This is a genomic window from Kitasatospora sp. NPDC092286 (genome assembly GCF_044755565.1).
In the GTDB taxonomy this organism is placed as follows: Bacteria; Actinomycetota; Actinomycetes; order Streptomycetales; family Streptomycetaceae; genus Kitasatospora.
In genome coordinates, this window is the sequence record NZ_JBIVRD010000014.1 from 1 (window position 1) to 21,440 (window position 21,440).

Consider the following 21,440-nt stretch of genomic DNA (forward strand, 5'->3'; position numbering starts at 1 on the left):
GCCTACGCGGGCCAGACGGTCACCCTGAAGTTCGCCGGCACCGAGGACGTCTCGCTGCAGACCAGCTTCGTGATCGACGACACCGCGATCACCACTGGCTGACGGTTCGTCACAAGGCTGTGAGTGACTGACCGCAGGCCGCCCGGGCTCGCTCCGGGCGGCCTGCGTGTGCTGTCCCCTCCCGGGGGCGATCGTGGGGGCGGCGCGGTTCCTCCGGCCGGTGCTGCGCCTGTCGCTAACGTCGGGCGAACCGCGTGATCGTGACGTCGTTGTCGAACGAGGTGCGGTCGATGACCTCGAAGAGGGTGGGGCTGAACTCCCCGTTGAATACGGGGATCCCCGATCCGGCGACCACGGGGTAGCTCTTGATGATCAGTTCGTCGATCTCGGGCAGCAGCGCGCCGGCGAGGAGGCCGCCGCCGCAGAGCCAGATGTCCTGGCCCTCCTCCTGCTTGAGGCCGCGGACCAGGGCGAGCGGATCGCCGGCGACCACGGTGACGTCCGGGTCGGTGTCGGGCGCGAGCGTACTCGACACGACGTACTGGCGCAGGTGGGCGTAGGGGCTGGTGAAGCCCGCCTGGAGGCCGGGGCGGTAGCTGCCGAGCCCCATCAGCACGGTGTCGAAGTGCCGGTTCGGGGCGTCGGCGAGGCCGTGGGCGGCGCGCATGAAGGTGGGGACGGTCTCGGGATGGCGGGCGATGGTCCACTCGGTGTAGGCGGCGGCCTGCTTCTCGTCACCGAGCGGGTAGAAGTCGAACTCTCCGCCGGGGCCGGCGATGTAGCCATCGATGGAGACGGCGACGTAGTACACGAGCTTTCGCAACAGCAACCTCATCGGTAGTACTCTGTCTGAAGTGGTTTGAACGTAGTACTACGACTGGAGTGGTGTCAATGGCGCGCAGGAACGACCAGCGGCGGGCCGCCCTCGTCGACGCCGCGATCGAGGTGCTGGCCAGGGAGGGCGCGCGCGGACTGACCTTCCGGGCGGTCGACACCGAGGCCGCCGTGCCGGCCGGCACCGCGTCCAACTACTTCTCCAACCGCGACGACCTGCTCACCCAGGCGGGCGCCCGGGTCTACGAACGTCTCCAGCCCGACCAGGCGACGATCGACCGGCAGCGGACGGGCGCGTCGGACCGGGAGCTGTACGCGACGCTGATGCGCGAACTGGTCGAGCGGGTCAGCGGCTTCCGCACGGGTTACCTGGCGCTGCTCGAACTGCGCCTGGAGGCCACCCGGCGCCCCGGTCTCCGCACCGTGCTGACCGAACGGGTCCGCGCCGACCTCGAAGCCAACGTGGCCTACCACGTGGCCGCCGGCCTGCCCGGCGACGCGACCGCCGTCCGGCTGCTCTACCTGGCGTTCAACTGGCTGATCGTCGAACAGCTCACCCTGCCCGGAGTCTTCTCGGAGGCCGAGCGCGAACAGCTCGTCACGGCCGCGGTGGACCGCATCGTGGCTCCGTGACGCGCCGCGGAAACGGCCCCGCCCGCCCGGTGGCCCGACCGGACAGGACCTCCCGGCCGCTCATGTGATCGCCGCTTGACCGGGAACCGACTCGATCGTTCTTCGGCACACGTGAATGGAGTCGAGATCTTCGGTGGCCGCGCCGGAAGTCGGCCGGTCCGACTTCCGGCGCAGCGGTGCTTCCCGGGCTTCCGGCGCGGGGTCTACCGCACCTCCGGCGGCCGCGCCACCTCCGGGACGCACGGTTCATTGGGCTCGCAGCTCATCGGGCAGATCTCGGGCTCGCACGGGGCCTCCGGGCAGTTCTCCGGCTCGCAGCTCTGCGGACAGTTCGGTGAGCACTGCGACGGGCCGAGCCACACCTGCTCGTAGACGCTCTGCCGCATGCGGCCGAGCGGCTCGCCGTTCACGATCTGCGACAGCGTGTCGTGCAGGACGTTGCCGACCGGCCACTGCCTGGCCATGACGCACGGGTACACCGTGCCGTCGGGAGTGACACAGAGCTTGCCCTTCCAGCAGTGCCCGCACAGGCCGGAGAGCCGCGATTCCCGCGACATGACCTCTTGCGCCCGCCCGAACTCCCTGATGCGCCCGACCTTGACGTAGCGGACACCCAGCCCCTCGAGGAACCGCGTGGTGCGGTTGAGATCGTCCTCGTCCTGATCGATGGCGATGACCGAGGCCCGGGCTCCGACGCCGTGGCCGATGAGCTTCTTCAGGTTGCCGATCGTGCGCGTGTGGCTCGTCCTCACCTTGGTCACGGCGTCATGGACCGCGGGGTCGCAGGAGTAGACGGACGTCGCGAAGAGGATGTCGTTCTCGGCGGCGTAGTCGAGCGTTTCGTCGGTCAGGCGGGTCAGGTTGGAAAAGACCTCGATGAAGTCGTACCCGGTCTTCTTGGCCAACCTCAGGAGATGGTCGAAGTCGGAGTTCAACTGAGGCTCGCCGCCGATGAACTGGATCTTTCGACAGCCCAGCCGGTAGGCCTCTTCGATGACTCTCTCGTAGTGCTCTGTGGACAGGAGGTCGCGGTATCCGCTGTTCGGATGCGAGTCCGCGTAGCAGTGCACGCACTGCAGATTGCAGCGGTTGGTCAGTTCGAGCCAGAGGAAGTCGAGACCGTTCGGCGTCGCGCCGTTGTGATCCATCCGGAATACCTGCCCATCTCCTCCCCGTTCTGGCGCCACTCTCGCATCCACCGGCCGACGGGTGCCCGCCCAGGACCGTCGGCCTACGCCGGAGGGGTGACAGGGGTTCGCGACGCACGTGCTGCCGGCCATGGGCCCGGCTGTCAGAGGTGCGCAGTACGGTGCGGCCATGGCAGCCCGGATCGATCTGACACTCGACTGCGCGGACGCGCAGCTCCTCGCCGCGTTCTGGAAGACGGCGCTCGGCTACATCGACGAGCCACCGCCCGCTCCCTTCACAACGCGCGAGGAGTGGCTCGCACAGTTCGATCTGCAGGACGACGACTCCGAGGACGACGGCGCGTGGCTCTGCGATCCCGACGGTGTCGGCCCCCGGCTCTCCATCCTCAAGGTTCCCGAGCCCAAGGCGGCCAAGAACCGGCTCCACCTCGACGTCCGGGTGCCCGGACACGGCACTCCCGACGAGCGGTGGGCGCGGATCACGGCGGAGTCCGAACGGCTGGTGAAGGCGGGCGGGAGCGTCCTGGAGAAGTTCGACGGACACCACCTGGTGATGGCCGACCCGAACACTCCGGATTCATGGTTCTGGAGTGAGCCCCGGTGTCGACCGCCACCCTTACCCGTGACAAGCGGATATCGTCCCCCTCTCCGGAGGGCATGACCACTGCAAGGAACCTGCCCGGTACCGAGGGCACCGTGTTCTCTGGGCGCCTGCGTGGCGTCTCAGCTATCCGCCTGTCCGTGCTGACGGACGAGACCACCAGCCCCGAACGGCAGCGCGAGGCCAACGACCGCGCCGCCGAGATGAACAACATCGACTTCGGCGAGGGCGACCAGCGCCGGGAAGCTGTCGACCTTGACGTGTCGGCGAGCAAGACCGCTCCGTGGGAACGTCCGGAGCTTGGCAAGTGGCTCGCGGACCCCGACAGCTTCGACGTGATCGTGTGGTGGCGCTTTGATCGTGCCGTCCGATCGCAGGGCCACATGCACAAGCTCGCCGAGTGGGCGAGTGAGCACCGGAAGATGATCATCTTCGCCGAGGGCGTCGGCGGCGGGATGCAGACGTTCGACTTCCGCAACCCGCTCGACCCGGTCACGCGGATGATGCTCAATCAGTTCGCGTTCGCGGCCGAGATGGAAGCGTGGTCCATCAAAGAGCGTGTCATGGGTGCGCAGGCTGCCATGCGCAAGATGCCGTTCCGGTTCAAGGGCGGTCGCCCGTCCTACGGGTACAAGATCGTCCCCATGCCAGCGGAACACGGTGGGGTCGGCAAGACGCTCGCGCAGGACGAGAGCGCCGTCAAGATCATCATTCGGATCATCCGGGACCTGTTGAACGGCAAGACCATCACGCGGATCTGCCAAGAGCTGGAGAACGACAAGGTGCCGACTCCGCGGGACCACTGGTCGGTACTCCGCGGCCGGAAGACCGGTGGCAAGACCGGTGGCGCGAAGGGCGAGACGAACACCCGGGACGTGTTCAAGTGGGTGCCGACGGTCCTTAAGAAGCTTCTGACGAACCCGGCGCTACTGGGCTGGAAGATGCATGGGGGCGACCCGATCCGGGACGCGCAGGGGGCACCGATCCTCTCGACCGAAACCCCGATCCTCACCCGCGAAGAGTTCGACGTGGTGGGCAAGTTCTTCGATGACCGGAAGATCACTGAGCCCCGAGCCATCCCGCTGGATGCGTCCAAGCTGCTCCGGGTGATCCACTGCGGTACGTGCGGATCTCGCATGTACCACCAGGCCAACAAGAAGCAGCAGCGCGCGTACACGTGCGGCGGGCACCTTACGCGGGTCAAGTGCACCGCCCCGATGACCATCCGGGCTGACTGGGTCGAAGACTACGTAGAGCGCGAGTTCCTGGCCCTGACCGGCCGTATCAAGATCCAGCGGACCATCATCACGCCCGGGTACGACCCGGCGCAGGAACTCGCACACGTGCTCGCGGAGTTCGAGGCCCACCAGAAGCAGCAGGGCAAGCAGAAGTCTCGTTCTGCGCAGACGTCTTGGCAGTCTCGGGCGGATGCGCTCGACAACCGGATGACAGAGCTGGAGAACACCCCTGCCCGTCCCGAAACACGCGAGAAGGTCGACACGGACGAGACGTTCGCCGACCTGTGGGCAGTGTCAGACGATGACGCCCGCCGGCTGCTGCTGCTCGACGCGGGGGCACGGCTGGAGATCCGTAAGGGCGTGCGCGGCGGGTGGCGGACGCTCGACCCGCGCCGGGTGGCGTTCGCAGTGACCGGGGACCTTGACCCGGCGGTGGAGTCATGGGCAGGCATCCGGGATGAGCTGACCGAGACCCCCGAGACCGCTCCCGCGGCCGGTAGCCGGATGCGCCTCGCCGAGCCCGTCGGAGCATCGGCGTAGGGCGTCGGCGAGGGTGGTGATGGGTGACGTTCAAGGGCGTGTTTTCTGTTTTATCTAGACACCCGTGTGTATAGAAGAAACTAGATTTTGCGTCTCCAACGTCACCCATCACCACCCCTCGGGCTTCGCGGGATATCGTCCCCCTCTTCTATTCCCAGGAAGAGAGAGCGGGACGGAACGACCCGAGCGGAGCCGCACAGCGGGCCGCGGGATATCGTCCCCCTCTTCTACTTCCGAGAGAGGGAGCGCAGGACTACCGCGCACCCCACCGATGGGAACAGGCGGACCGAGTGCCCGCGCCCCTCTCTCGCTGCTCTGCCCGTGCACCACGCACCCCGAGGGGTGGCCGCCGGAGTCGTGAGGCAGAGCGAGGGGACCGCACCAGCCCGAGTAACGGCGTCCGCCAGGGCGCACCGAAAGGGACTAACCGAGTGCGGTCCCCACCCGCCCCGAGAGGGGTACCAGGACCAACAGGAACGGCACCGACGGAGCGTCCGCGGGGTGCCCGAGGCAGGGGTGACACGGTTCGCCTGCCACACAGACCTACTTGGCCGCGACTTCTCCCGGGGGTCGCAGCACTTCGCGAACCTTGTGCAGTCCGCTGTACCGGATCAGTCCGGCCGTGCTGGCGACGTACTTGCCCCGGCCGACATGGAACACCGGTACCAGCGGATGGAACCCGCCGTCGATCTTGGCGAGGCGCTTCCCGTCCGCGACGGGGATTTCCATGATCTCGCACGCGGTGTCGAGCGGCACCGTGAGCGGGAGTTCGTAGTCGGCGGCGGTTGCGGAGCGGTCTCCGCGGACGGCCAACACCAGGTCCCCGGCGGGGTCCATGTCGGGCGCGATCTCGGGCTGTTCGTCTGTCATAGGTCCAACCTACTTATCTGCGAGGGGTGTTGTGCGCTGTATCGACTGCACCGAGCCCCCCACTCACCGAGGGCGCTGCGAAGCCCACCACACGGCCTACGAAGCCCGCCCCTCGGTCCGTGCCCGCCGACGGCTGCAATGGCTGGTCTCACGCCACTACAGCGGCGCCGAGAGGCTTCGCCGGCTGGTGGATCGAGTGGGCTCCGCGGTCTGCGGGCTGTGCGGCGAGGGCTTCCCCGCCGAGCTGGTTGACGTAGACCACCGGACCCCGCTTGCCCTCGGCGGCGAGGACATCGACGACAACGTGTGGCCGCTGTGCCGCGAGTGCCATCGGGGGAAGACGGCAAGGGACTTCGGGGTGTTCGCCGTGGGCCCGTGAACGTCGAAGCCCCCTGCCAAGCGGTAAGGGGCTTCGTAGACTCCTACGGCCATTCCCGAGCGCCGTAGGGGAAACCCCCCCGCGAACGCAGGGCCTACAGCAGGATGAAACAAGGCCAAGGGCCACCCCCGCGAACGCGGGGCCTTGCGCGTTTAGCAGCGTACGAAGGAGGCGGCGGGTCCTATACCCATCGGCGCGAGTAGCGGTATCCCCAAATCCAGCCGGGAAGTAGTGCGTACCAGGTCCACGGGTCGGGGTGAGCCACCCCGAGTACGACGCATACCGCCACGCCGATTGTGAACGTCCCGAGCGCCGGGATCAGAGCGAACGTGGCGCGGGTGGCGCGGTCTACGACTGCCATACGAGCACGGTACCGCTAGACCAGGACCACCAGCAGCGCGGACAGCCACAGGCATAGCCAGTGCTGCGATTGGTCGACCAGGTACCGGCCCTGCGGGTTCTTGGCCCACTCGGGACTACGGGTGATGCGCATGAACAAGGCGACGGGCCACCGCCGATCCCAGAATGCATGCGTGAGCACGGAGAACCCGACCCCGGCCGAGCAGCCGGCGAGGCTCACCCGCAGGTCGAGCGCGAACACTGCGGCGGAGAGCATCGCCACCATGACGGCGTGATAACCCACCAGGTGGCCGAGCATGGCCCGCCAGGACGCCGAGTTGGTCGTTCCGCTGTCGGGCTCGGGCTTGCCCTTGTGTGCCGCCTGGTGGTCCGTCTGCGCCGCGTGATCACCCCACATATGGGCGGTCAGCAGCGTAAGGAGCACGACGGCGAACGTCGAAGCGTTGTTGATCAAGACCCCTCCGGTAATGGAAGGGCGACCCCACATGGTCGCCCGTCATAAGCACTCGTTGTCAAGTGGTTTGTTACAAAGCGGCGCCCGCCCATGCTGCGGCCGATCCGTACGCGCTGATGAGCAACCCGCAGAAATGCGGGTTCCTTGGCTGCCCTGCCTAGCTAGCCGGCCCCGTTGATCAGCCCCCCACCAGCCGGAGGTGCCCCCATGCCGCGAAGACCCCGTCCCCCGTGCAGCGTTCCCGGGTGCCCTGAGCTGACGGCCCGTGGTGGTCGCTGCTCGGAGCATCAGCGCGAGGCAGAGCAGCAGCGAGGGACGGCAGCAGAGCGCGGGTACGACGCTCGGCGCTGGGCTCGCATCCGTCGGGCCTACCTGTACGCCCACCCGTGGTGCGTGCTCTGTGCCCGCGCCGCTGTAGTGGTCGACCACTTCCCCGAGTCGCGCCGCTCGCTGGTCGCCCGCGGCGTTGCCGACCCGGACGCTTGGCACAGGCTCAGGCCGTTGTGCACGCAGTGTCACAGCCGCGAGACCGCCGTTCACCAGCCCGGAGGCTGGGCCAGCGAGCGGGTTAAGCCAATTCAGGGCTCTGATCTGCGGTTTTACCCAGGGGGGTGACTCCCTCCCCGCCTGACATTGACCGGCAGGGAGGGAAAAAAATCTGATGGCTAATCCCCTTAGTTTTGTGGAGGTGACTTTCTGTGCCGGTACCTGGTCGTAGGCCGAAGCCGCACGTACAGGCCGTTCGGGAAGGCAGCTTCCGCCCCGATCGGAACACCGAGGGCGCACGGTTCGCCCCGGTCGCCCCGGTCGAGCCGGATTGGTCCGAGCTACTGCCCGGAGACCAGGCCGCCGAGGTTCGAGCGCACGCCGCGGACGTGTGGGCTCGGGTGGTTCCCGCGCTGGTGCTGTCCGCCGGCCTGGTCGACTCACAGCGGGAAGTGGCCGTGGACTACTGCATTACGGCCGCTCGAATCGCCGAGGGCGAACGGGAGTTGAGCCGTACCGGCCTGGTGGTCGAGACCGAGCGAGGCAACGTCAAATCCCCGTGGGTGACCATCCTCGGGCAGTACCGATCACATCTGCGGGCGCTGGTAGGAGAGTTGGGGCTTTCGCCCGCCTCGGCCACCAGGATTACCCCGCCGGAGCACGGGGGCGACGATGACGGAGATATCTTCGACTGACGCCCTGCTGCCGGTTCCGTATGACGCGCTGCTCGAACTCGGCGTGACCGAGGACGAGATTGCCGAAGCTCTGGAATCCCGGCCCCTGGTGGTCGCGCACCAGCAGCACCAGCAACCCGGCGCCTACTTCTCTGTAGAGGCTGCCCGCCGAGCTGTGCGCGCTATCGAGACCATGAAACACACGAAAGGCCGGTGGGGCGGGACTCGACTCAAGCTCGCCCCGTGGCAAATCGTGTGGATCATCGCGCCGGTATTCGGGTGGCTATGGGACGACCCCGAGATAGGCCGAGCCGTCCGTGTTATTCGCACGGTGTGGATCGAAGTACCGCGTAAGGCCGGTAAGTCGACCTTGAGTTCCGGTATCGGCCTGGTGCTGCTACTAGCAGACAGGGAGATCGGCGCCGAGGTCTACGCGGCAGCCGGCTCGCTCCCGCAGGCGGAACGTGTCTTCGATGACGCTAAGCGGATGGCGCTCACGTCCCGGGCTATCCGCGGGCGGGTCGAAGTCCTTCGCGGAGTAATCCGCGTGCCTCGCACGGGCGGGGTGTTCCGGGCCCTTTCCAAAATCGCCGAGACCGCGCATGGTCTGAATGTCTCCGGTGCGCTGGTGGACGAAGTCCACGTTCATAAGCGGCGCGATCTGGTGGACGCGATCGAGACCGGAACCGGTGCCCGAGATCAACCGTTGGTCGTGTTCATTACAACCGCGGATGAGGGCACCGAGGGAAGTATTTACGATGAGAAACACACGTACACTCGGCGCATTGCCGACGGGGTTGTAACCGACCCCGGGCACTACGGTGTCATCTGGGCTGCCGAGCCCGGAGACGACCCTTTCGCCGAGGCAACATGGCGGAAGGCAAATCCCGGCCTCGGGACTTCTCCGAGCCTCGCCTATATGCGCCGTGAGGCCGCTAAGGCGAAATCGACCCCGAGCTACTTCCCGACGTTCTGCCGGCTGTCGCTCAACATGCGAATGCGGAACAGCATCAGGTGGCTTCCTCTCTCGCTGTGGGACGAGAATGCCGGTTCGGTGGATGCAGAAACGTTTCGCTATCGCCGAGCATGGGGCGGGGTCGACTTGTCCGCGGTCTCGGATTTGTCCGCGTGGGTGCTGGTGGTCGAGTCGCGGAAGCCCGGTGTAGAGCTGGAGATCATTCCGCGATTCTGGCTGCCGGAGGAACGCCTAGCCGATCTCGAACAGCAACTAATGGTCCCGCTCGGCGAGTGGGTAAACGCCGGGCTGCTAACGCTGACCGAGGGCGACGCTATCGACTATGGCGCCATTGAGAAACAGATCATCGCGGATTGCCGAAGGCTCGACGTGCAGCGCGTGAGCTACGACAGAATGTTTGCCGGCCAGCTGGTGCAGCGGGTCGAGCAGAAAACCCGCGGGGTGGACGTGGTCCCGATTGCACAGACCTACCTAGGAATGTCGCCGGGCTCTAAAGAGCTTGAACGGCTCTTGCGCGAGAACCAGATTCAGCACGGCGGCAACCCCGTCTTGCGCTGGAATGCGTCGGTGGTCGAGATTTATCGAGACGGTAATGACAACATGAGGCCCGTCAAGCCGGACAGGGATAAATCCTCGGCCCGTATCGACGGTATCGCGGCCCTTGTGATGGCCCTTGACGGCTATGTCCGTCGCCCGCTTAAGAAGCCTCGCGCCGCGAGTGCATAGCGCGCCCTCTGGCGCATTCAATCCAGCCCTGTCCGGGCTTACCGGGCGGGGCTTTTTTCTTGCCCAAAAGGGGGTGCAGCGCGTGGCTGAGACCCCGCTAGAAATGACGACTCGCCTACGGCGGAAGCTCGAAGCCCGTAAGGTCAAGGCGCAAATCTGGGGCGACTACTACGACGGAAAACACCCGTTGAAGTTCGCTTCTCCCGAGTTCCGGACGCAGACCGGCGGGCTTTTCGACGGCTTCGCCGATAACTGGTGCAGCATCGTTCCTAACGCCATGGTCGAGCGCATGAGCCCGCTCGGCTTCCGCCTTGACGACGGAAGCATAGACAAGGCAGCCGGCCGAGCGTGGCGCGCGTCCGAATGTGATGTTGAGATCGGTCTCTCAATGCTTGAGAGCCTGGTTTCCGGACGCTGCTACGCGCTGGTTTGGAAGCCCGACGGAATCACTACTGAAATCACTTTCGAGCCCGACTCACAGGCCATCGTGGAGTACGTTCCCGGGCGCCGTAGGGTGCGTGCTGCTGGGCTCAAGGTATGGCGGGACGGGGATCTAGAGTTCGCAACCCTGTTCCTCCCGGACATGGTTTACCGGTGGCAGCGTCACGTTAACGGCGGCGACTGGACCGAGCGTACGGCGGGGCTGCTGCGGTCGGAATCCGCGCACTTCGCTAACCCTCTCGGTGCTGTGCCGTTGGTCGAGATCCCGAACCGGACGCGCCTTGTCGCTCCGCCAGTCTCCGAGATTCACAACGTGATCCCGCTACAGAATGCCGTGAACGCCCTGTGGGCTCACGTGCTGACTGCCGCGGATTCGGTCGCCCTGCCCGCCCGGGCGGTACTCGGAATGGATCGCCCGGTCCGAGAAGTCTTGGACGAAGCGGGCGAGGTGATCGGCGAGGAAGACCTACCGATCGGCAAATTCCGGTCTGACCGGCTGCTCTGGCTGGAGAAGCCCGGGGCCGCTATCGCCGAGTTCTCGGCCGCTCCGCTCGGGGGATTCATAGAATTGATCCGAGAATTGGTCGACCACATCGCCGCCCAAACCCGCACCCCCGGGCATTACCTTGTCGGCCGGATGGTGAACGTGGGCGTTGACGGACTCGCGCAGAACGAAGCCGGACTAGTGGCCAAGGTAAGGGAGCGACACCGCTATACCGGCGCCGCTCTGCGGGAAATCATGAGGCTCGAAGCCCTCGCGGCCGGCGAGCCGAAGCGGGCCGAATCCCTCGCCCTCGGCGATGTGATCTGGCGTGACCCGCAATTCCGATCGGACGCGCAGTACGCGGACGCCTTGACGAAACTCAAGGCCATTAACGTGCCGGACGAAGCTCTTTGGGAACGAATACCCGGAGTCACGCCGGAGGAAATCGCCCGATGGAAGACCATGCGGGACGACCAGGCGGCGGCGATCCTCGGCGGGAACCTTGCCGACATGTTCGGGCCTAAGCCGAACCCGCCCGAGGAACCCCCGGCGGACCCGATCCCCGAGGCCGCGTAATGGCCGATAGCGCGACGCTCGCAGACGTTCGGTACCGAGAGGTACAGGCAGTCTCCCGAGGCGTTGTCACGGCCGTACAGAGCATTTGGCGGGACGTGACACCGGACCGAATCCTAGCGGCAATGCAGGGTGAGGAGGGGGCCGCAATCCTGCGAGCCGTGATGGCCGGACAGCTCTCCGTGGCACAAGGCGCACAGGCTTTCGTGGGGGCGTCCATGGTGGCGCAAGGGGCAATAGCGGCACCGCTCGCCGAGCTGGATGCTTCGGCCCTGGTCGGTATTGCCATGGACGGCCGCCCGCTCGCCTCGCTGCTGTACATGCCTGCCATCACCACAGCGCAATCCCTGGCAGCCGGCGAGACCGCCGAAATCGCGGCCCTTCGGGGCTTGACCCAAATGGCCATGATGACCAGCACGACCGTAGCCGACACCGCCAGGGCGGCGAACTCCGTTGCCATGGCGGCACACCCTCGGTGTAACGGCTATATCCGGGTGGTCCACACTCCGGCGTGCGCTCGCTGCATTGTCCTCGCCGGTCGGCAGTACAGCCGGTCCGAGGGGTTCAAGCGGCACCCAAAGTGTGACTGTGGAATGGACCCGCTCTCAGATGCCGAGGCCCGAGAGGTACCGGACGCCAAAGAGCTATTCGACCAGATGACCCCCGAGGAACGACACAAGCGCTTCGGCGCCGCGGGGGTCAAGGCGATTGAGTCCGGCTCACACATAGACATGGTGGTCAACGCGCGCCGAGGAATGCAGACCGTGACCACCACCCGCGGAAAGGTGCTTATCACGTCTGAGTCGACCACCCGGCGCGGGCTCGGCGGGAAGAACCTCGGCGAGCTGGAGAAGACCGGGGAAACCCGGTACACGCGCCGAGGTGAGACGCGAATGATGCCCGAGGAAATCATGGCGCGGGCAAAGGGAAACCGCGATGCGGAATTGTCCCTACTCAAAAAGCACGGATACATCTTCTAGGAGGGGCAGTCATGCCGAACGACCCGAACCCGAACCCGGCCCCGACCGGTCCGACCGGCGACCCGAAGCCGACCGACCAGGACCCGGCGAAGACCAGCAACCCGACACCCTCGGGTGATCCGGCTCCGCAGGGTGGCGACCAGGCCGACGCCCTCGCCGCCGCGGAGTCCGCCCGAGAGGCTGCCGAGAAGCGGGCCGAGACAGCCGAGGCCGAGGCGAACCGACTTCGCCGGAGCAACGCCGCACAGAAGGGGACCGATCTGGAGTCCATCCGATCCGAGATCCGGGCCGAGTTCGCCGCCGAGCTGGTGCGCGCCGAGGTGCGAGCGGCTGCCGCTGGTCGACTCCGTGACCCTGCTGACGCGCTCGCCCTGGTGGACCTGTCCGCCCTCGCCGGCTCCGGCGGTGCAATCAACGCCACGGCCGTAACTGCCGCTATCACCAAGCTACTTGAGTCCAAGCCGTATCTTGCGGCGGACACCAGCGGCTCAACTCCGGCTCCGTGGGGCGACGTTGGCGCCGGTCCGCGTGGCGCTGCCGAGCCCGAGCCCACAAGCCCGTACGAGCGTCTGCGCCGGGTGAAGCGCGACAGCTGATCAACATGCGCAGAAACGTTTCTGCATAGCCCGAGGCCCTTCCGCACTCTGCGGGAGCGGCCTTTTTTCATGCCCAAAATCAGGGGGAAATGCAAATGGCTCTTAGCCTTGCCGAGGCTGCGAAGCTCAGCACGACCGATCTCCAGCGCGGCGTTATCGAGACGTTCGTTCAGGAGTCGCCCATTCTCGACCGGCTGCCCCTCATGACCATTGAGGGAAACGCCTACGCCTACAACTCCGAGGCGACGTTGCCGGGCGTGGAGTTCCGAGCCGTGAACGCCGCGTACAGCGAGTCCACGGGCACCGTGAACACCAAGACCGAGTCTCTGGTAATCCTCGGCGGTGACGCCGATGTGGATACTTTCATTGCCAAGACCAGGGGCAACCTGAACGACCAGCGAGCCATTCAGGAACAGCTCAAGGTGAAGGCGTCGGCCTACAAGTTTCAGGACGCCTTTTTCAACGGCGATACCGCCACGGACCCGCAGGGATTCGACGGTCTGCGTAAGCGGCTGGTCGGCTCGCAGGTTCTTTCTGCGGGTGCCAACGGCATGGGTCCGATTGCCGGTGGCCATGACTTCTTCGATGCGCTCGAAGCGCTAATCTCCGAGGTCCCGGGCCTGTCTGCGGATAACGGCGCGCTCTATGCCAACCGCAAGATTATCGGCAAGATCGCCTCTTCGGCCCGTCGGCTCGGCGGTTTCGAGATGGTGCGCGAGGCTCTGACCGGAAAGCGGATTGCGACCTACAACGGTATTCCGCTGCTTGACCCGGGCCAGACCGCCGCGGGCGTCGACATTCTGCCGACCACCGAGACGCAGGGCACCGCCACCGACGCCAGTTCCATTTACGCCGTGAAGTTCGGCCGCTCCGAGGGCGACAAGGCGGTTACCGGTCTGACCAACGGCGGTGTCACCGTGCGGGACCTCGGCGAGCTGGATTCCAAGCCTGCGTTCCGAACTCGAATTGAGTTCTTCTGTGGCGTCGCCCTGTTCAGCGGTAAGGCTGCCGCGCGCCTTAACGGCGTACTCAACAAGTAAGGGGGATAGGGATGCCGCCGCGTAAGCGCGCTGCGGCGCCGCTCTCCCGAATTCCGCACACGGATTCCTGCCCTTCGTCCGTCCGTATCGAGCGCTTTCCGGTGCCCGATGCGGACGGGCCGGGGCGGACCGTCACGCGGTGTCTGGAGTGCGGCGCCCAACTGATCACCGATGACCAGCCGAGGGGGGCACCGTGACGACCCTTCCGCCGCTCGCCAGCGTCGACCAGCTCGCCGCGTGGATGCAGCGGACGCCCGATGAACTCCCGCCCGGTGCCGCGCTGGTGCTCGACCTAGCCTCGCGCATCGTGCGGACCGAGGCCCGAGCCGACTTCACCCGTCGCTCGACAACCGCTCTGTTCTATCCCCGGTCGGGGTGGATCACGCTTCCGCTCCGGCCGGTGGTCTCGGTGGACGCCGTGACGGTCGCCGGCGGGACGGTCGAGCGCTCCGGATGGGAGCTGGTCCGGGACCGACTCCGGGTCACCCGGTACCCGTACACGCCTGCCCTGGTGACCTACACCGCGGGGTACTCGACAGTCCCGGGCGACGTGCTCGCGGTCGTGCTCACCCTCGCCGCCCGGATCATCAACAACCCGCAGGATCTCCGACAGGAATCCGTCGGGGGCGTCGCCGTGACGTACGCCGCGGAGACCATCGGGGCGAGTCTCGCCGAGGCCGAGCGGGACCAGCTCTCGCGGTACCGGCGCCGGGTCGCCGTGGTGGATCTCGAATGATCCGCTACCGGCAGACCGTAGTAACTCACCGCGCACCGCTGCGAGTTGACCGCTATGGCAACACCACCAGCGAGCGGGATTGGACCAGGGCGACGAGTACGACCGTGCCCCGGGTCGAAGTCCTGCCGGACGTGTCCACCGAGGACACCGGGGATCGGCCCGTGGTGGTCACCGGGTGGCGCCTGATCACCCGCCGCGGGGTCGACGTGGACCTGATCCCGGGCGACCGGGTGACCGCCCTCGGCCGGCTGCTCGAAGTCGACGGCACGCCGATGCGCTACCCGCTCGGAGACCGCCACCACCACACCGAAGTACGGCTAAAGGCGGTGGACGGATGACGCGCTTCCGGAAGTTCAAGCCGAACAAGGGCGGAATCCGGAGCCTTATGAAGCTGCCCGAAGTCGGGACCGAACTCGACCGTATCGCGCGCCGTATCGCCGCCTCGGCGGGTAGTAACGGCGGCATCTTCAAGACCGACCAGGAGACCGGGCGACTCCGCTTCCGCAGCGCGGTTATGGGTAACTACGACTTCCCAAATGCGGGCGGGCGCGGGGGCTCGCGGCGGGATCTTCTCCGCGGGCTGGACGGCGCCGATGACTAGGCCCCTGGTCCTCATGCCCGATGCGGTCGCCGTGGTCACGGGATATCTGCGGCAGGCACTCGCCGAGATCGGCCGCCCGGTGCCCGTCGTCTCCCGAATTCCCTCGCCCCGACCGCCGGAGTTCGTCCGGGTCGAGCGGGTCGGGGGCACCAGGCCGACGCCGGTAACCGACCGCCCGAGGCTCGATATCCACGCATGGGCAGGTACCGAATCCGGGGCACACGATCTCGCCGCCCTGGTGCGCGCGCTGCTCGACTCGATCCCTGGCGTTCGGGACGAAGTCACGGTGTACCGGATTACCGAAGTCGGTGGGCTTGCGTGGCTTCCCGACGATGAATCCGGCAGCCCCCGTTACGCCCTGGCGGTCGAGATCCACATGCGGGGCCGCGTGCTCCCCGCACCGAACACACTCAAGGGGGATGAATGACGCTCAATGCCAATCAGGTACGCGTGGCCATTACCGGCGCCGCGTATGCCGCGCCGAAGGGGACCACGGCACCGACCGACGCAACAACCGCATGGCCGGCTGCGGCGGTCGATATCGGTTGGATTTCGGATGACGGAATCACCGAGTCCAACAGCGCCGATACGACCGAGATCAAGGCTTGGCAAGGCGGTGCGACGGTTCGAAAGGTCGTTTCCAGCTCGGAAATGACGTTCAAGTTTACGGCCATCGAGACGTCGAAGACGACTCTAGAGCTCTACCACCGGGGCTCGAAGGTAACCGGCACCAGCGGTAAGGCCGTCCTTTCCATTAAGGCACCGGGCCCCGATCGGCGCATGTTCGGATTCGATGTTGTCGACGGCGCTAGCCATATCCGCATCGTGATTCCGGATGGTGAGGTGACCGAGGTCGGCGACCTGGTTTACAAGGGGGATGAGGCCCTTGCCTACGAACTCACGATCACGGCCTATCCCGCCGCTGACGGCACCGTGGCAATCAAGTTTTCTGATGACCCGGCTTGGCTCAACGCCCCGGCTCCGTAGCCCCCTTTTCACCCTGGTGCAGGAATGTCCCTGCAAGATCGTGAGGTGCCTTTATGAGTGACGTTTTCAACCTTGACGTATGGGTGGCCGAGGCCAAGCGCGAGCCTTTCCGATTCGCCCTCGGCGGTACCACGTTCGTTCTTCCTGCGGCCGGTGATCTGGACAAGTCCATCCTTTCCAGCGTGAACACCGAGGCGCCGTCCGCTACCGATATCGTCGCGCTGCTGCGGGCCGGTCTTGCCGACCAGTGGCCCGAGTTCGACAAGCTGCCCGTACCGATTTCCGCGGTCGGTGAGCTTTTCCGGCGATGGCAGCATCACCAGGGCGTGACGCCGGGGGAATCCGAGCCCTCGCCGACTTCCTGACTGAGCACGGCGAGGCTGTCGAAGCCGACTTCCAGAGGTACTACCAGACCGATATCCGGGACCTGTTCCGGCCCGGCTCCGGGCTTACGTGGCGCCGCCTGCGGGCCCTTATAGCGGGGCTTCCGACGGATTCAGCCCTGGCCCGTTCTCTAGCCGGTCCTGACGCCGGGTGGACGCTTGAGACACAGCTACTCGCGGCGGTTCACGACCGGTTGTCCGAGGCAAATTGGCAGCGCGGAAACGCGGGTGCGAAGTCGCCGAGTAAGCGTCCGGATCCGATTCCGCGGCCGGGCGTCAAGGCAGCTGGTCGGATCGGCTCGACCAATCGAAGTCCGCGAGAAGTTGCAGCGTATCTTGCCCGATTCCAGCTGCCACCGGGGGGTGCCTGATGGCTGTTGAAGTCGGCATGGGCTATCTATCGATCGTCCCAGAGGTCGAGGGTTTTGCCAGAGAGCTACAACAACAGGTCACAGGCCCTTCCGAGGCGGCCGGACAGCAGGCGGGACAACGGGGCGGACAGGCCGCCGGCGAAGGCTTCACCAGCAAAATGGGGGGCTTTCTCAAGGGCTCACTTCTGACTATCGGCCTGGCCGCTGCCGCGGTATTGGCGAAGGGGTTTTCTGATGCCCTTGAGCAGACGAAAATCGACGGCAAGATTCAGGCCAGCCTGGGCACCACACCGGAGACGGCCGCCCGATACGGCAAGGCCGCCGGACAGCTTTACGCGCAGGGCGTCACTGACAATGTGGAGGAAGCGGCACAGGCCCTTTCCGGGGTTATGCGCGCCGGTATCCTCCCGCCGGACGCAACGAACAAGCAGATCGAATCGATCACGGGCCGTGTCACCGATCTGTCGAAAACCTTTGAGCTGGATCTGGGGCAGACTTCAAATGCTGTCGGACAGATGCTCAAAAATGGCCTGGCCAAGGACGGCACCGAGGCGCTAGACATTCTCACCAAGGGAATGCAGCAGATGGGCCCGCGTGCTGACGACATGGCCGACACCATGAATGAGTACAGCACGAAGTTCCGTGATCTCGGGCTTTCCGCGGCGGACGCGATGGGGCTTATGTCCCAGGGAATGGCGGCCGGTGCGAGAGATACGGATGTCGTTGCCGATGCATTGAAGGAATTTCAGATCCGGGCGACCGACGGGTCTAAGGCGAGTACCGAGGCATACGAGGCCATCGGCCTTAATGCCGAGGCGATGACGAAAAAGGTCGCTGAGGGTGGTCCTGCGGCGCGCGAGGGATTACAGCAAGTCCTGGACGGGCTGAAAGCAGTAAAGGACCCGGCTGACCGCTCGGCGGCTGCTGTCGGACTTTTCGGAACTAAGGCCGAGGACCTTGGGAAGGCCTTGTGGGCGCTCGACCCGAAAACCGCAGTAGCGGCCCTTGGGGATACTGCGGGAGCCGCCGAAGAAATGGGCACCGCGCTGCACGACAACGCGGGAAGCCGGGTCGAGCAATTCAAGCGCGGACTTGAAGTCGGCCTGACGAACTTCATGGGTGACCACGTTATCCCGCTATTCGAGCGGGCCGGTAGCGTCGTCTCTCAGGCATTCGGTCCTGCGCTGGACTACGGGCGCCGGCTGGCCGCCGATTTTTTCGGCGTGTTCTCCGGCCCCGGCCCTACTGCTGTCGGAACTTTCGGTCAGACCGTGGTCGGCCTCGGGAGCAATCTCCGAAATGACCTGATGCCCGGCGTGCAGGGAATTGTCTCGCTTGCGCAGACGACCCTGCTTCCAGCTTTTCAGAGTCTCGGGCAGGTCGTATCCGGCGAGCTGCTGCCCGCTCTGATGACTGTCTATTCAGCGGTGGCCTCGGCGGTCGTTCCGATCCTTTCGGGGCTAGGTCAGATCCTGCTGGGGACTGTATGGCCCGCCGCAATGCGGGTCTACACGGCGATAGCCGAGAATTTGCAGCCGATCTTTTCGGCCGTCTCCGACTTCATGCGTGATCGGGTCGCGCCCGCCGCCGAGCTGATAGGCGGGAAGTTTTTGAATCTGGTCGAAAAGGCGCAGCCCGTCATATCGGTTGTCTCGTCCGTTCTGTCCTGGTTCGGACGGCTGGCGGCCGACATTCTCGGCACCACGATACCGGTGATCGTCCGGCTTGCCGGGCCGGTCTTCTCGAACTTCGTTTCCGGAATCGGGCTGGCGATCGACTGGATCGCTAAAGGGGTCGGTTTTGTGGGCAAACTGGCCATGGCTTTTCGTGATGCCGGAAAGCCGGTGGCGGACTTTTCGGCGGCGGCGGTAGAAAAGTTGGGCGAGTTTATCGGCTGGCTCGGCGGGCTCGGCGTGCGGGCAATGAATGCCGTGGGAAATTTCCGGACTCTGCTTGTCGAAAAAGGCAAGGACTTGGCGCGCGGAATCCTGGACGGAATCCAGTCGATGGGCTCCTGGCTTGCTGACAAGCTTTCCAGCTGGGCGAAATCCGTGATTCCGGGCCCGATTGCGGACGCGCTGGGCATCAAATCGCCGAGCCGAGTCCTGGCTGATCGGGTCGGTCGCTGGATCCCGCCCGGGATCGTGCAGGGCATCGACCAGGCCGAGCCGGATCTCATGGCCCGGCTCCGGGCTCTGGTGACCATCCCGCCCGTGCGGGTGCCGGCTCCGGTGGTCGCCCCTGCGGCTGGTGCGGGTTCCGGTGTGCCGCCGCAGATCACCGTGAACGCCCGCACCGATGCGTCTGCGTATGAGATCGGCCGTCAGGTGGCGTGGCAGATGCGAATGGGGGTGGCATAGGTGGTGCAGTCCTACTCCGGGCAGGCGTGGACGATGGAACTTGGGGGGCTGCTGCTCGGCGGGGACGGGTCGATCGTGCTGCACGAACCGACCGGGATCCTGGCGAGCACTGACACCCGGACCGTTCGATCAACTCGCATCGGGCGCCCGGGGGTTGTTCTTGGAGACGACGTTCCGGGCGCCCGGATCATTCACCTGTCCATGACCGTCCTGGACAACCCGGAGACGCTGGCGGAGCTGCTGGCCGTGCTGCGGCGCGGAGCCGATCGGGTGTTGCGGTTCTCAGTCCCGGGGGTTGCCGGCGGGGCCGGTCGCGTCGCCGTACGGGTGGGAGAGTGGGCGGCACCGCTCGACGCCGTGTACACCGCGGGAGCCGTTCGGGTCGAGGTCGAGCTGATCGCTGCGGATCCGTTCCTGTACTCCGACGCGGAGTTCACGGGGCAGGTGGTCCCGGCGGTCCCGCGCGGCGCCGCCCGGATCTGGCCCGTTCGCTTCCCGTTCTCGTTTGCGAAGGCGGGCGCCAGGGCGACGGTCGCGGACCCGGTGATCACGGTTGGCGGGAGCGCCGAGACGTGGCCGGTCATCACCTTGAGGGGCCCGCTGTCGGCCCCGGTGATCACCAACCGGGCGGTGCCGGGGGAGCGGTTGCGGGTGCAGCTCGACGTGCCCGCATCCGAAGCCCTGGTGATCGACACCGGGGCCCGAACGGTGCAACTCAACGGGGCCGACCGGTACGCGCTCAGCTCCGACTCGGTGTGGTTCCCGCTCCGGCCGGGGGCGAACCGATGGGAGCTGGACGACCTGATGGGCGGTCGTGACCGAGTCGCGGATCTGCGCTGGCGGTCCGCATGGATATAGGGGGGACACAGATATGGGAATCCGAGCACCGCTGTTCAGTCCGCGGGGCGAGTACGACGCATCCGACTTCAGGGCGGCTACGTCCGATCTGCGCGGGGTTAACGTCGGGGTGATGCCGGGACCGACCGGCACCGGCTTCAAGGTCACTGCGGTTGCGGGGAGTTCGGCGCGCGTGTCCATCGCCGCCGGCCGGGCGTGGGTGCCGCTCACCCGGGCAGGCGTCCGCGACACCCGGCATTCGGCCCTGGTGGAGCTGCCCTCGCCGGGCGTCACGATCAATCTGGGTCCGTCGTCGCCGACCGCCGACCGCTTCGACTTGATCGTTGCCCGGGTCGCCGAGGACACCGACACCACGCCCTACAGCGAGGTGCCGTTGTCGAACTACGTGCCTGGGAACATGTCGCCCGGCTGGGCGGTCGACGTGGTGCGGGGGGTCGATGGGGCGCCCTCGCCGGGCGTGCCCTATGAGTCGTATCTGATCCTCGCCCGGGTGCGTGTGCGGCGGAACTCAACCACGTTGGTGGAAGCGGACATTGAGGATCTGCGGTACGCGACGACGGGTCAGGGTGACCCGACAGTCCTGGCGCCGATCCGTACGGCACCGGGGCAGAGCCTCGCGGCGGCAGCCGGCAACCAGTCCCGGGGCGGGCTGATCTATGCGACCGATGAGGACCGGCTGTACCTCAAGACGGCAACCGATGCGCGGCCGTTGGCGAATAGGCCGCAGTACTGGCCGTGGGTCACCGGGAAGGGCGCAACGGGGTGGTGGGCTGCTGATGTTCCGGGAGGCGGCACTGGCCGGGTTCTGTGGTTCGACGGTCCGGCAGTTCCCTATGACCGGATTGCGATTGTCAGCTACCAGATGCGCTACACCGTGCCTGCGGGGCGCGAGGGCTGGACATCCTGTTGGGTTTCCTCTGCGGGTGCGTTCGGGTTCGAGAGTATCCGCTCGTATACAAATGTTGGCGGTCAGCATACCGGCACCGCACAGCTGATCATTTCGAAGAATGCCCCGCTCAGCGTCTATCTCTACCTGTATGGGCAACTGGGATTCTGTCAATTCGACGATTGGCAGTCCGGCGCTCAGATGACCGCGATTCCGGCCGAGTAG

At 66.1% G+C, this 21,440-nt stretch carries 23 protein-coding genes; 19 read left to right on the top strand and 4 right to left on the bottom strand.

Features of this window, described 5'->3' with window-relative positions:
• Positions 1-235: 235 nt before the first annotated feature.
• Entirely contained in the window at positions 236-823 is a 588-nt protein-coding gene (locus ACIQIB_RS16310) for a dihydrofolate reductase family protein (protein WP_400758499.1), read from the bottom strand.
• Between the two features lie 68 nt (positions 824-891).
• Here ACIQIB_RS16310 and ACIQIB_RS16315 point away from each other — a divergent pair, with 68 nt between their 5' ends.
• Positions 892-1,467, top strand: a complete 576-nt coding sequence (locus tag ACIQIB_RS16315; protein ID WP_400656549.1) for a TetR/AcrR family transcriptional regulator — start codon at positions 892-894, stop codon at positions 1,465-1,467.
• 203 nt (positions 1,468-1,670) lie between these two features.
• Here the strand turns inward: ACIQIB_RS16315 and ACIQIB_RS16320 are convergent, their stop codons facing one another.
• A complete protein-coding gene (locus ACIQIB_RS16320; protein ID WP_400758501.1) occupies positions 1,671-2,615 on the bottom strand; it encodes a radical SAM/SPASM domain-containing protein in 945 nt (314 codons plus the stop codon).
• 169 nt (positions 2,616-2,784) lie between these two features.
• Between ACIQIB_RS16320 and ACIQIB_RS16325 the strand changes: the two genes are divergently transcribed.
• Complete coding sequence (locus tag ACIQIB_RS16325) at positions 2,785-3,276, top strand: VOC family protein (protein WP_400758503.1); 492 nt, start codon at positions 2,785-2,787, stop codon at positions 3,274-3,276.
• Positions 3,273-4,994 carry a recombinase family protein gene (locus ACIQIB_RS16330; RefSeq protein ID WP_400758505.1) on the top strand — a complete coding sequence of 574 codons (1,722 nt, stop codon included), beginning with the start codon at positions 3,273-3,275 and terminating at the stop codon, positions 4,992-4,994. Before ACIQIB_RS16325 ends, ACIQIB_RS16330 begins: the two co-directional genes overlap by 4 nt.
• 543 nt (positions 4,995-5,537) lie before the next feature.
• Here ACIQIB_RS16330 and ACIQIB_RS16335 read toward each other — a convergent pair.
• Positions 5,538-5,864, bottom strand: a complete 327-nt coding sequence (locus tag ACIQIB_RS16335; protein WP_400758507.1) for a hypothetical protein — start codon at positions 5,862-5,864, stop codon at positions 5,538-5,540.
• Between ACIQIB_RS16335 and ACIQIB_RS16340 the strand changes: the two genes are divergently transcribed.
• Entirely contained in the window at positions 5,830-6,243 is a 414-nt protein-coding gene (locus ACIQIB_RS16340; protein WP_400758509.1) for an HNH endonuclease signature motif containing protein, read from the top strand. The two genes, ACIQIB_RS16335 and ACIQIB_RS16340, sit on opposite strands and share 35 nt — an antisense overlap.
• Before the next feature lie 376 nt (positions 6,244-6,619).
• On the opposite strand, the gene ACIQIB_RS16345 is transcribed toward ACIQIB_RS16340, so the two are convergent.
• Positions 6,620-7,057 carry a DUF3307 domain-containing protein gene (locus tag ACIQIB_RS16345; protein WP_400758511.1) on the bottom strand — a complete coding sequence of 146 codons (438 nt, stop codon included), beginning with the start codon at positions 7,055-7,057 and terminating at the stop codon, positions 6,620-6,622.
• A gap of 875 nt (positions 7,058-7,932) precedes the next feature.
• On the opposite strand from ACIQIB_RS16345, the gene ACIQIB_RS16350 reads away from it, so the two are divergent.
• From ACIQIB_RS16350 to ACIQIB_RS16420, 15 genes are all read left to right on the top strand, one after another.
• On the top strand, positions 7,933-8,238 hold the full coding sequence (locus tag ACIQIB_RS16350) for a P27 family phage terminase small subunit (protein ID WP_400758513.1): 306 nt from the start codon (positions 7,933-7,935) through the stop codon (positions 8,236-8,238).
• Positions 8,216-9,919, top strand: a complete 1,704-nt coding sequence (locus tag ACIQIB_RS16355; RefSeq protein ID WP_400758515.1) for a terminase large subunit — start codon at positions 8,216-8,218, stop codon at positions 9,917-9,919. The genes ACIQIB_RS16350 and ACIQIB_RS16355 overlap by 23 nt, the downstream gene beginning before the upstream one ends.
• Positions 9,920-10,001: 82 nt before the next feature.
• A complete protein-coding gene (locus ACIQIB_RS16360) occupies positions 10,002-11,420 on the top strand; it encodes a phage portal protein (protein WP_400758517.1) in 1,419 nt (472 codons plus the stop codon).
• Positions 11,421-11,542: 122 nt separating this feature from the next.
• The gene (locus ACIQIB_RS16365; protein WP_400758519.1) at positions 11,543-12,397 is read left to right on the top strand and encodes a hypothetical protein; all 855 of its coding nucleotides are present in this window, start codon (positions 11,543-11,545) and stop codon (positions 12,395-12,397) included.
• Between the two features lie 11 nt (positions 12,398-12,408).
• On the top strand, positions 12,409-12,993 hold the full coding sequence (locus ACIQIB_RS16370) for a hypothetical protein (protein WP_400758521.1): 585 nt from the start codon (positions 12,409-12,411) through the stop codon (positions 12,991-12,993).
• 95 nt (positions 12,994-13,088) lie between these two features.
• Positions 13,089-14,033, top strand: coding sequence for a major capsid protein (locus tag ACIQIB_RS16375; protein WP_400758523.1), 945 nt, complete (start codon positions 13,089-13,091; stop codon positions 14,031-14,033).
• 193 nt (positions 14,034-14,226) lie between these two features.
• Complete coding sequence (locus ACIQIB_RS16380) at positions 14,227-14,769, top strand: hypothetical protein (protein ID WP_400758525.1); 543 nt, start codon at positions 14,227-14,229, stop codon at positions 14,767-14,769.
• The gene (locus ACIQIB_RS16385) at positions 14,766-15,107 is read left to right on the top strand and encodes a hypothetical protein (RefSeq protein WP_400758527.1); all 342 of its coding nucleotides are present in this window, start codon (positions 14,766-14,768) and stop codon (positions 15,105-15,107) included. The genes ACIQIB_RS16380 and ACIQIB_RS16385 overlap by 4 nt, the downstream gene beginning before the upstream one ends.
• Positions 15,104-15,370, top strand: a complete 267-nt coding sequence (locus ACIQIB_RS16390; RefSeq protein WP_400758529.1) for a hypothetical protein — start codon at positions 15,104-15,106, stop codon at positions 15,368-15,370. Before ACIQIB_RS16385 ends, ACIQIB_RS16390 begins: the two co-directional genes overlap by 4 nt.
• A 13-nt stretch (positions 15,371-15,383) precedes the next feature.
• Entirely contained in the window at positions 15,384-15,797 is a 414-nt protein-coding gene (locus ACIQIB_RS16395) for a hypothetical protein (RefSeq protein WP_400758531.1), read from the top strand.
• Entirely contained in the window at positions 15,794-16,357 is a 564-nt protein-coding gene (locus ACIQIB_RS16400; protein WP_400758533.1) for a hypothetical protein, read from the top strand. The genes ACIQIB_RS16395 and ACIQIB_RS16400 overlap by 4 nt, the downstream gene beginning before the upstream one ends.
• 53 nt (positions 16,358-16,410) lie before the next feature.
• Positions 16,411-16,722 carry a hypothetical protein gene (locus ACIQIB_RS16405; protein WP_400758535.1) on the top strand — a complete coding sequence of 104 codons (312 nt, stop codon included), beginning with the start codon at positions 16,411-16,413 and terminating at the stop codon, positions 16,720-16,722.
• Between the two features lie 388 nt (positions 16,723-17,110).
• Positions 17,111-19,471, top strand: a complete 2,361-nt coding sequence (locus ACIQIB_RS16410; protein ID WP_400758537.1) for a phage tail tape measure protein — start codon at positions 17,111-17,113, stop codon at positions 19,469-19,471.
• Positions 19,472-20,329: a phage distal tail protein gene (locus tag ACIQIB_RS16415; protein WP_400758539.1), complete on the top strand. Its 858-nt coding sequence runs from the start codon at positions 19,472-19,474 to the stop codon at positions 20,327-20,329.
• A 112-nt stretch (positions 20,330-20,441) separates the two neighbouring features.
• Positions 20,442-21,440, top strand: a complete 999-nt coding sequence (locus tag ACIQIB_RS16420; protein ID WP_400758541.1) for a hypothetical protein — start codon at positions 20,442-20,444, stop codon at positions 21,438-21,440.

Bases quoted from the DNA above. Each gene is read 5' to 3' on its own strand.
- ACIQIB_RS16335 (WP_400758507.1), bottom strand. From the start codon at position 5,864: ATGACAGACGAACAGCCCGAGATCGCGCCCGACATGGACCCCGCCGGG.
- ACIQIB_RS16375 (WP_400758523.1), top strand. From the start codon at position 13,089: ATGGCTCTTAGCCTTGCCGAGGCTGCGAAGCTCAGCACGACCGATCTC.
- ACIQIB_RS16390 (WP_400758529.1), top strand. From the start codon at position 15,104: ATGACGCGCTTCCGGAAGTTCAAGCCGAACAAGGGCGGAATCCGGAGC.
- ACIQIB_RS16315 (WP_400656549.1), top strand. From the start codon at position 892: ATGGCGCGCAGGAACGACCAGCGGCGGGCCGCCCTCGTCGACGCCGCG.
- ACIQIB_RS16370 (WP_400758521.1), top strand. From the start codon at position 12,409: ATGCCGAACGACCCGAACCCGAACCCGGCCCCGACCGGTCCGACCGGC.
- ACIQIB_RS16385 (WP_400758527.1), top strand. From the start codon at position 14,766: ATGATCCGCTACCGGCAGACCGTAGTAACTCACCGCGCACCGCTGCGA.
- ACIQIB_RS16400 (WP_400758533.1), top strand. From the start codon at position 15,794: ATGACGCTCAATGCCAATCAGGTACGCGTGGCCATTACCGGCGCCGCG.
- ACIQIB_RS16330 (WP_400758505.1), top strand. From the start codon at position 3,273: ATGACCACTGCAAGGAACCTGCCCGGTACCGAGGGCACCGTGTTCTCT.
- ACIQIB_RS16355 (WP_400758515.1), top strand. From the start codon at position 8,216: ATGACGGAGATATCTTCGACTGACGCCCTGCTGCCGGTTCCGTATGAC.
- ACIQIB_RS16410 (WP_400758537.1), top strand. From the start codon at position 17,111: ATGGCTGTTGAAGTCGGCATGGGCTATCTATCGATCGTCCCAGAGGTC.
- ACIQIB_RS16340 (WP_400758509.1), top strand. From the start codon at position 5,830: ATGTCGGGCGCGATCTCGGGCTGTTCGTCTGTCATAGGTCCAACCTAC.
- ACIQIB_RS16365 (WP_400758519.1), top strand. From the start codon at position 11,543: ATGCAGGGTGAGGAGGGGGCCGCAATCCTGCGAGCCGTGATGGCCGGA.
- ACIQIB_RS16320 (WP_400758501.1), bottom strand. From the start codon at position 2,615: ATGGATCACAACGGCGCGACGCCGAACGGTCTCGACTTCCTCTGGCTC.
- ACIQIB_RS16325 (WP_400758503.1), top strand. From the start codon at position 2,785: ATGGCAGCCCGGATCGATCTGACACTCGACTGCGCGGACGCGCAGCTC.
- ACIQIB_RS16395 (WP_400758531.1), top strand. From the start codon at position 15,384: ATGCCCGATGCGGTCGCCGTGGTCACGGGATATCTGCGGCAGGCACTC.
- ACIQIB_RS16420 (WP_400758541.1), top strand. From the start codon at position 20,442: ATGCCGGGACCGACCGGCACCGGCTTCAAGGTCACTGCGGTTGCGGGG.
- ACIQIB_RS16405 (WP_400758535.1), top strand. From the start codon at position 16,411: ATGAGTGACGTTTTCAACCTTGACGTATGGGTGGCCGAGGCCAAGCGC.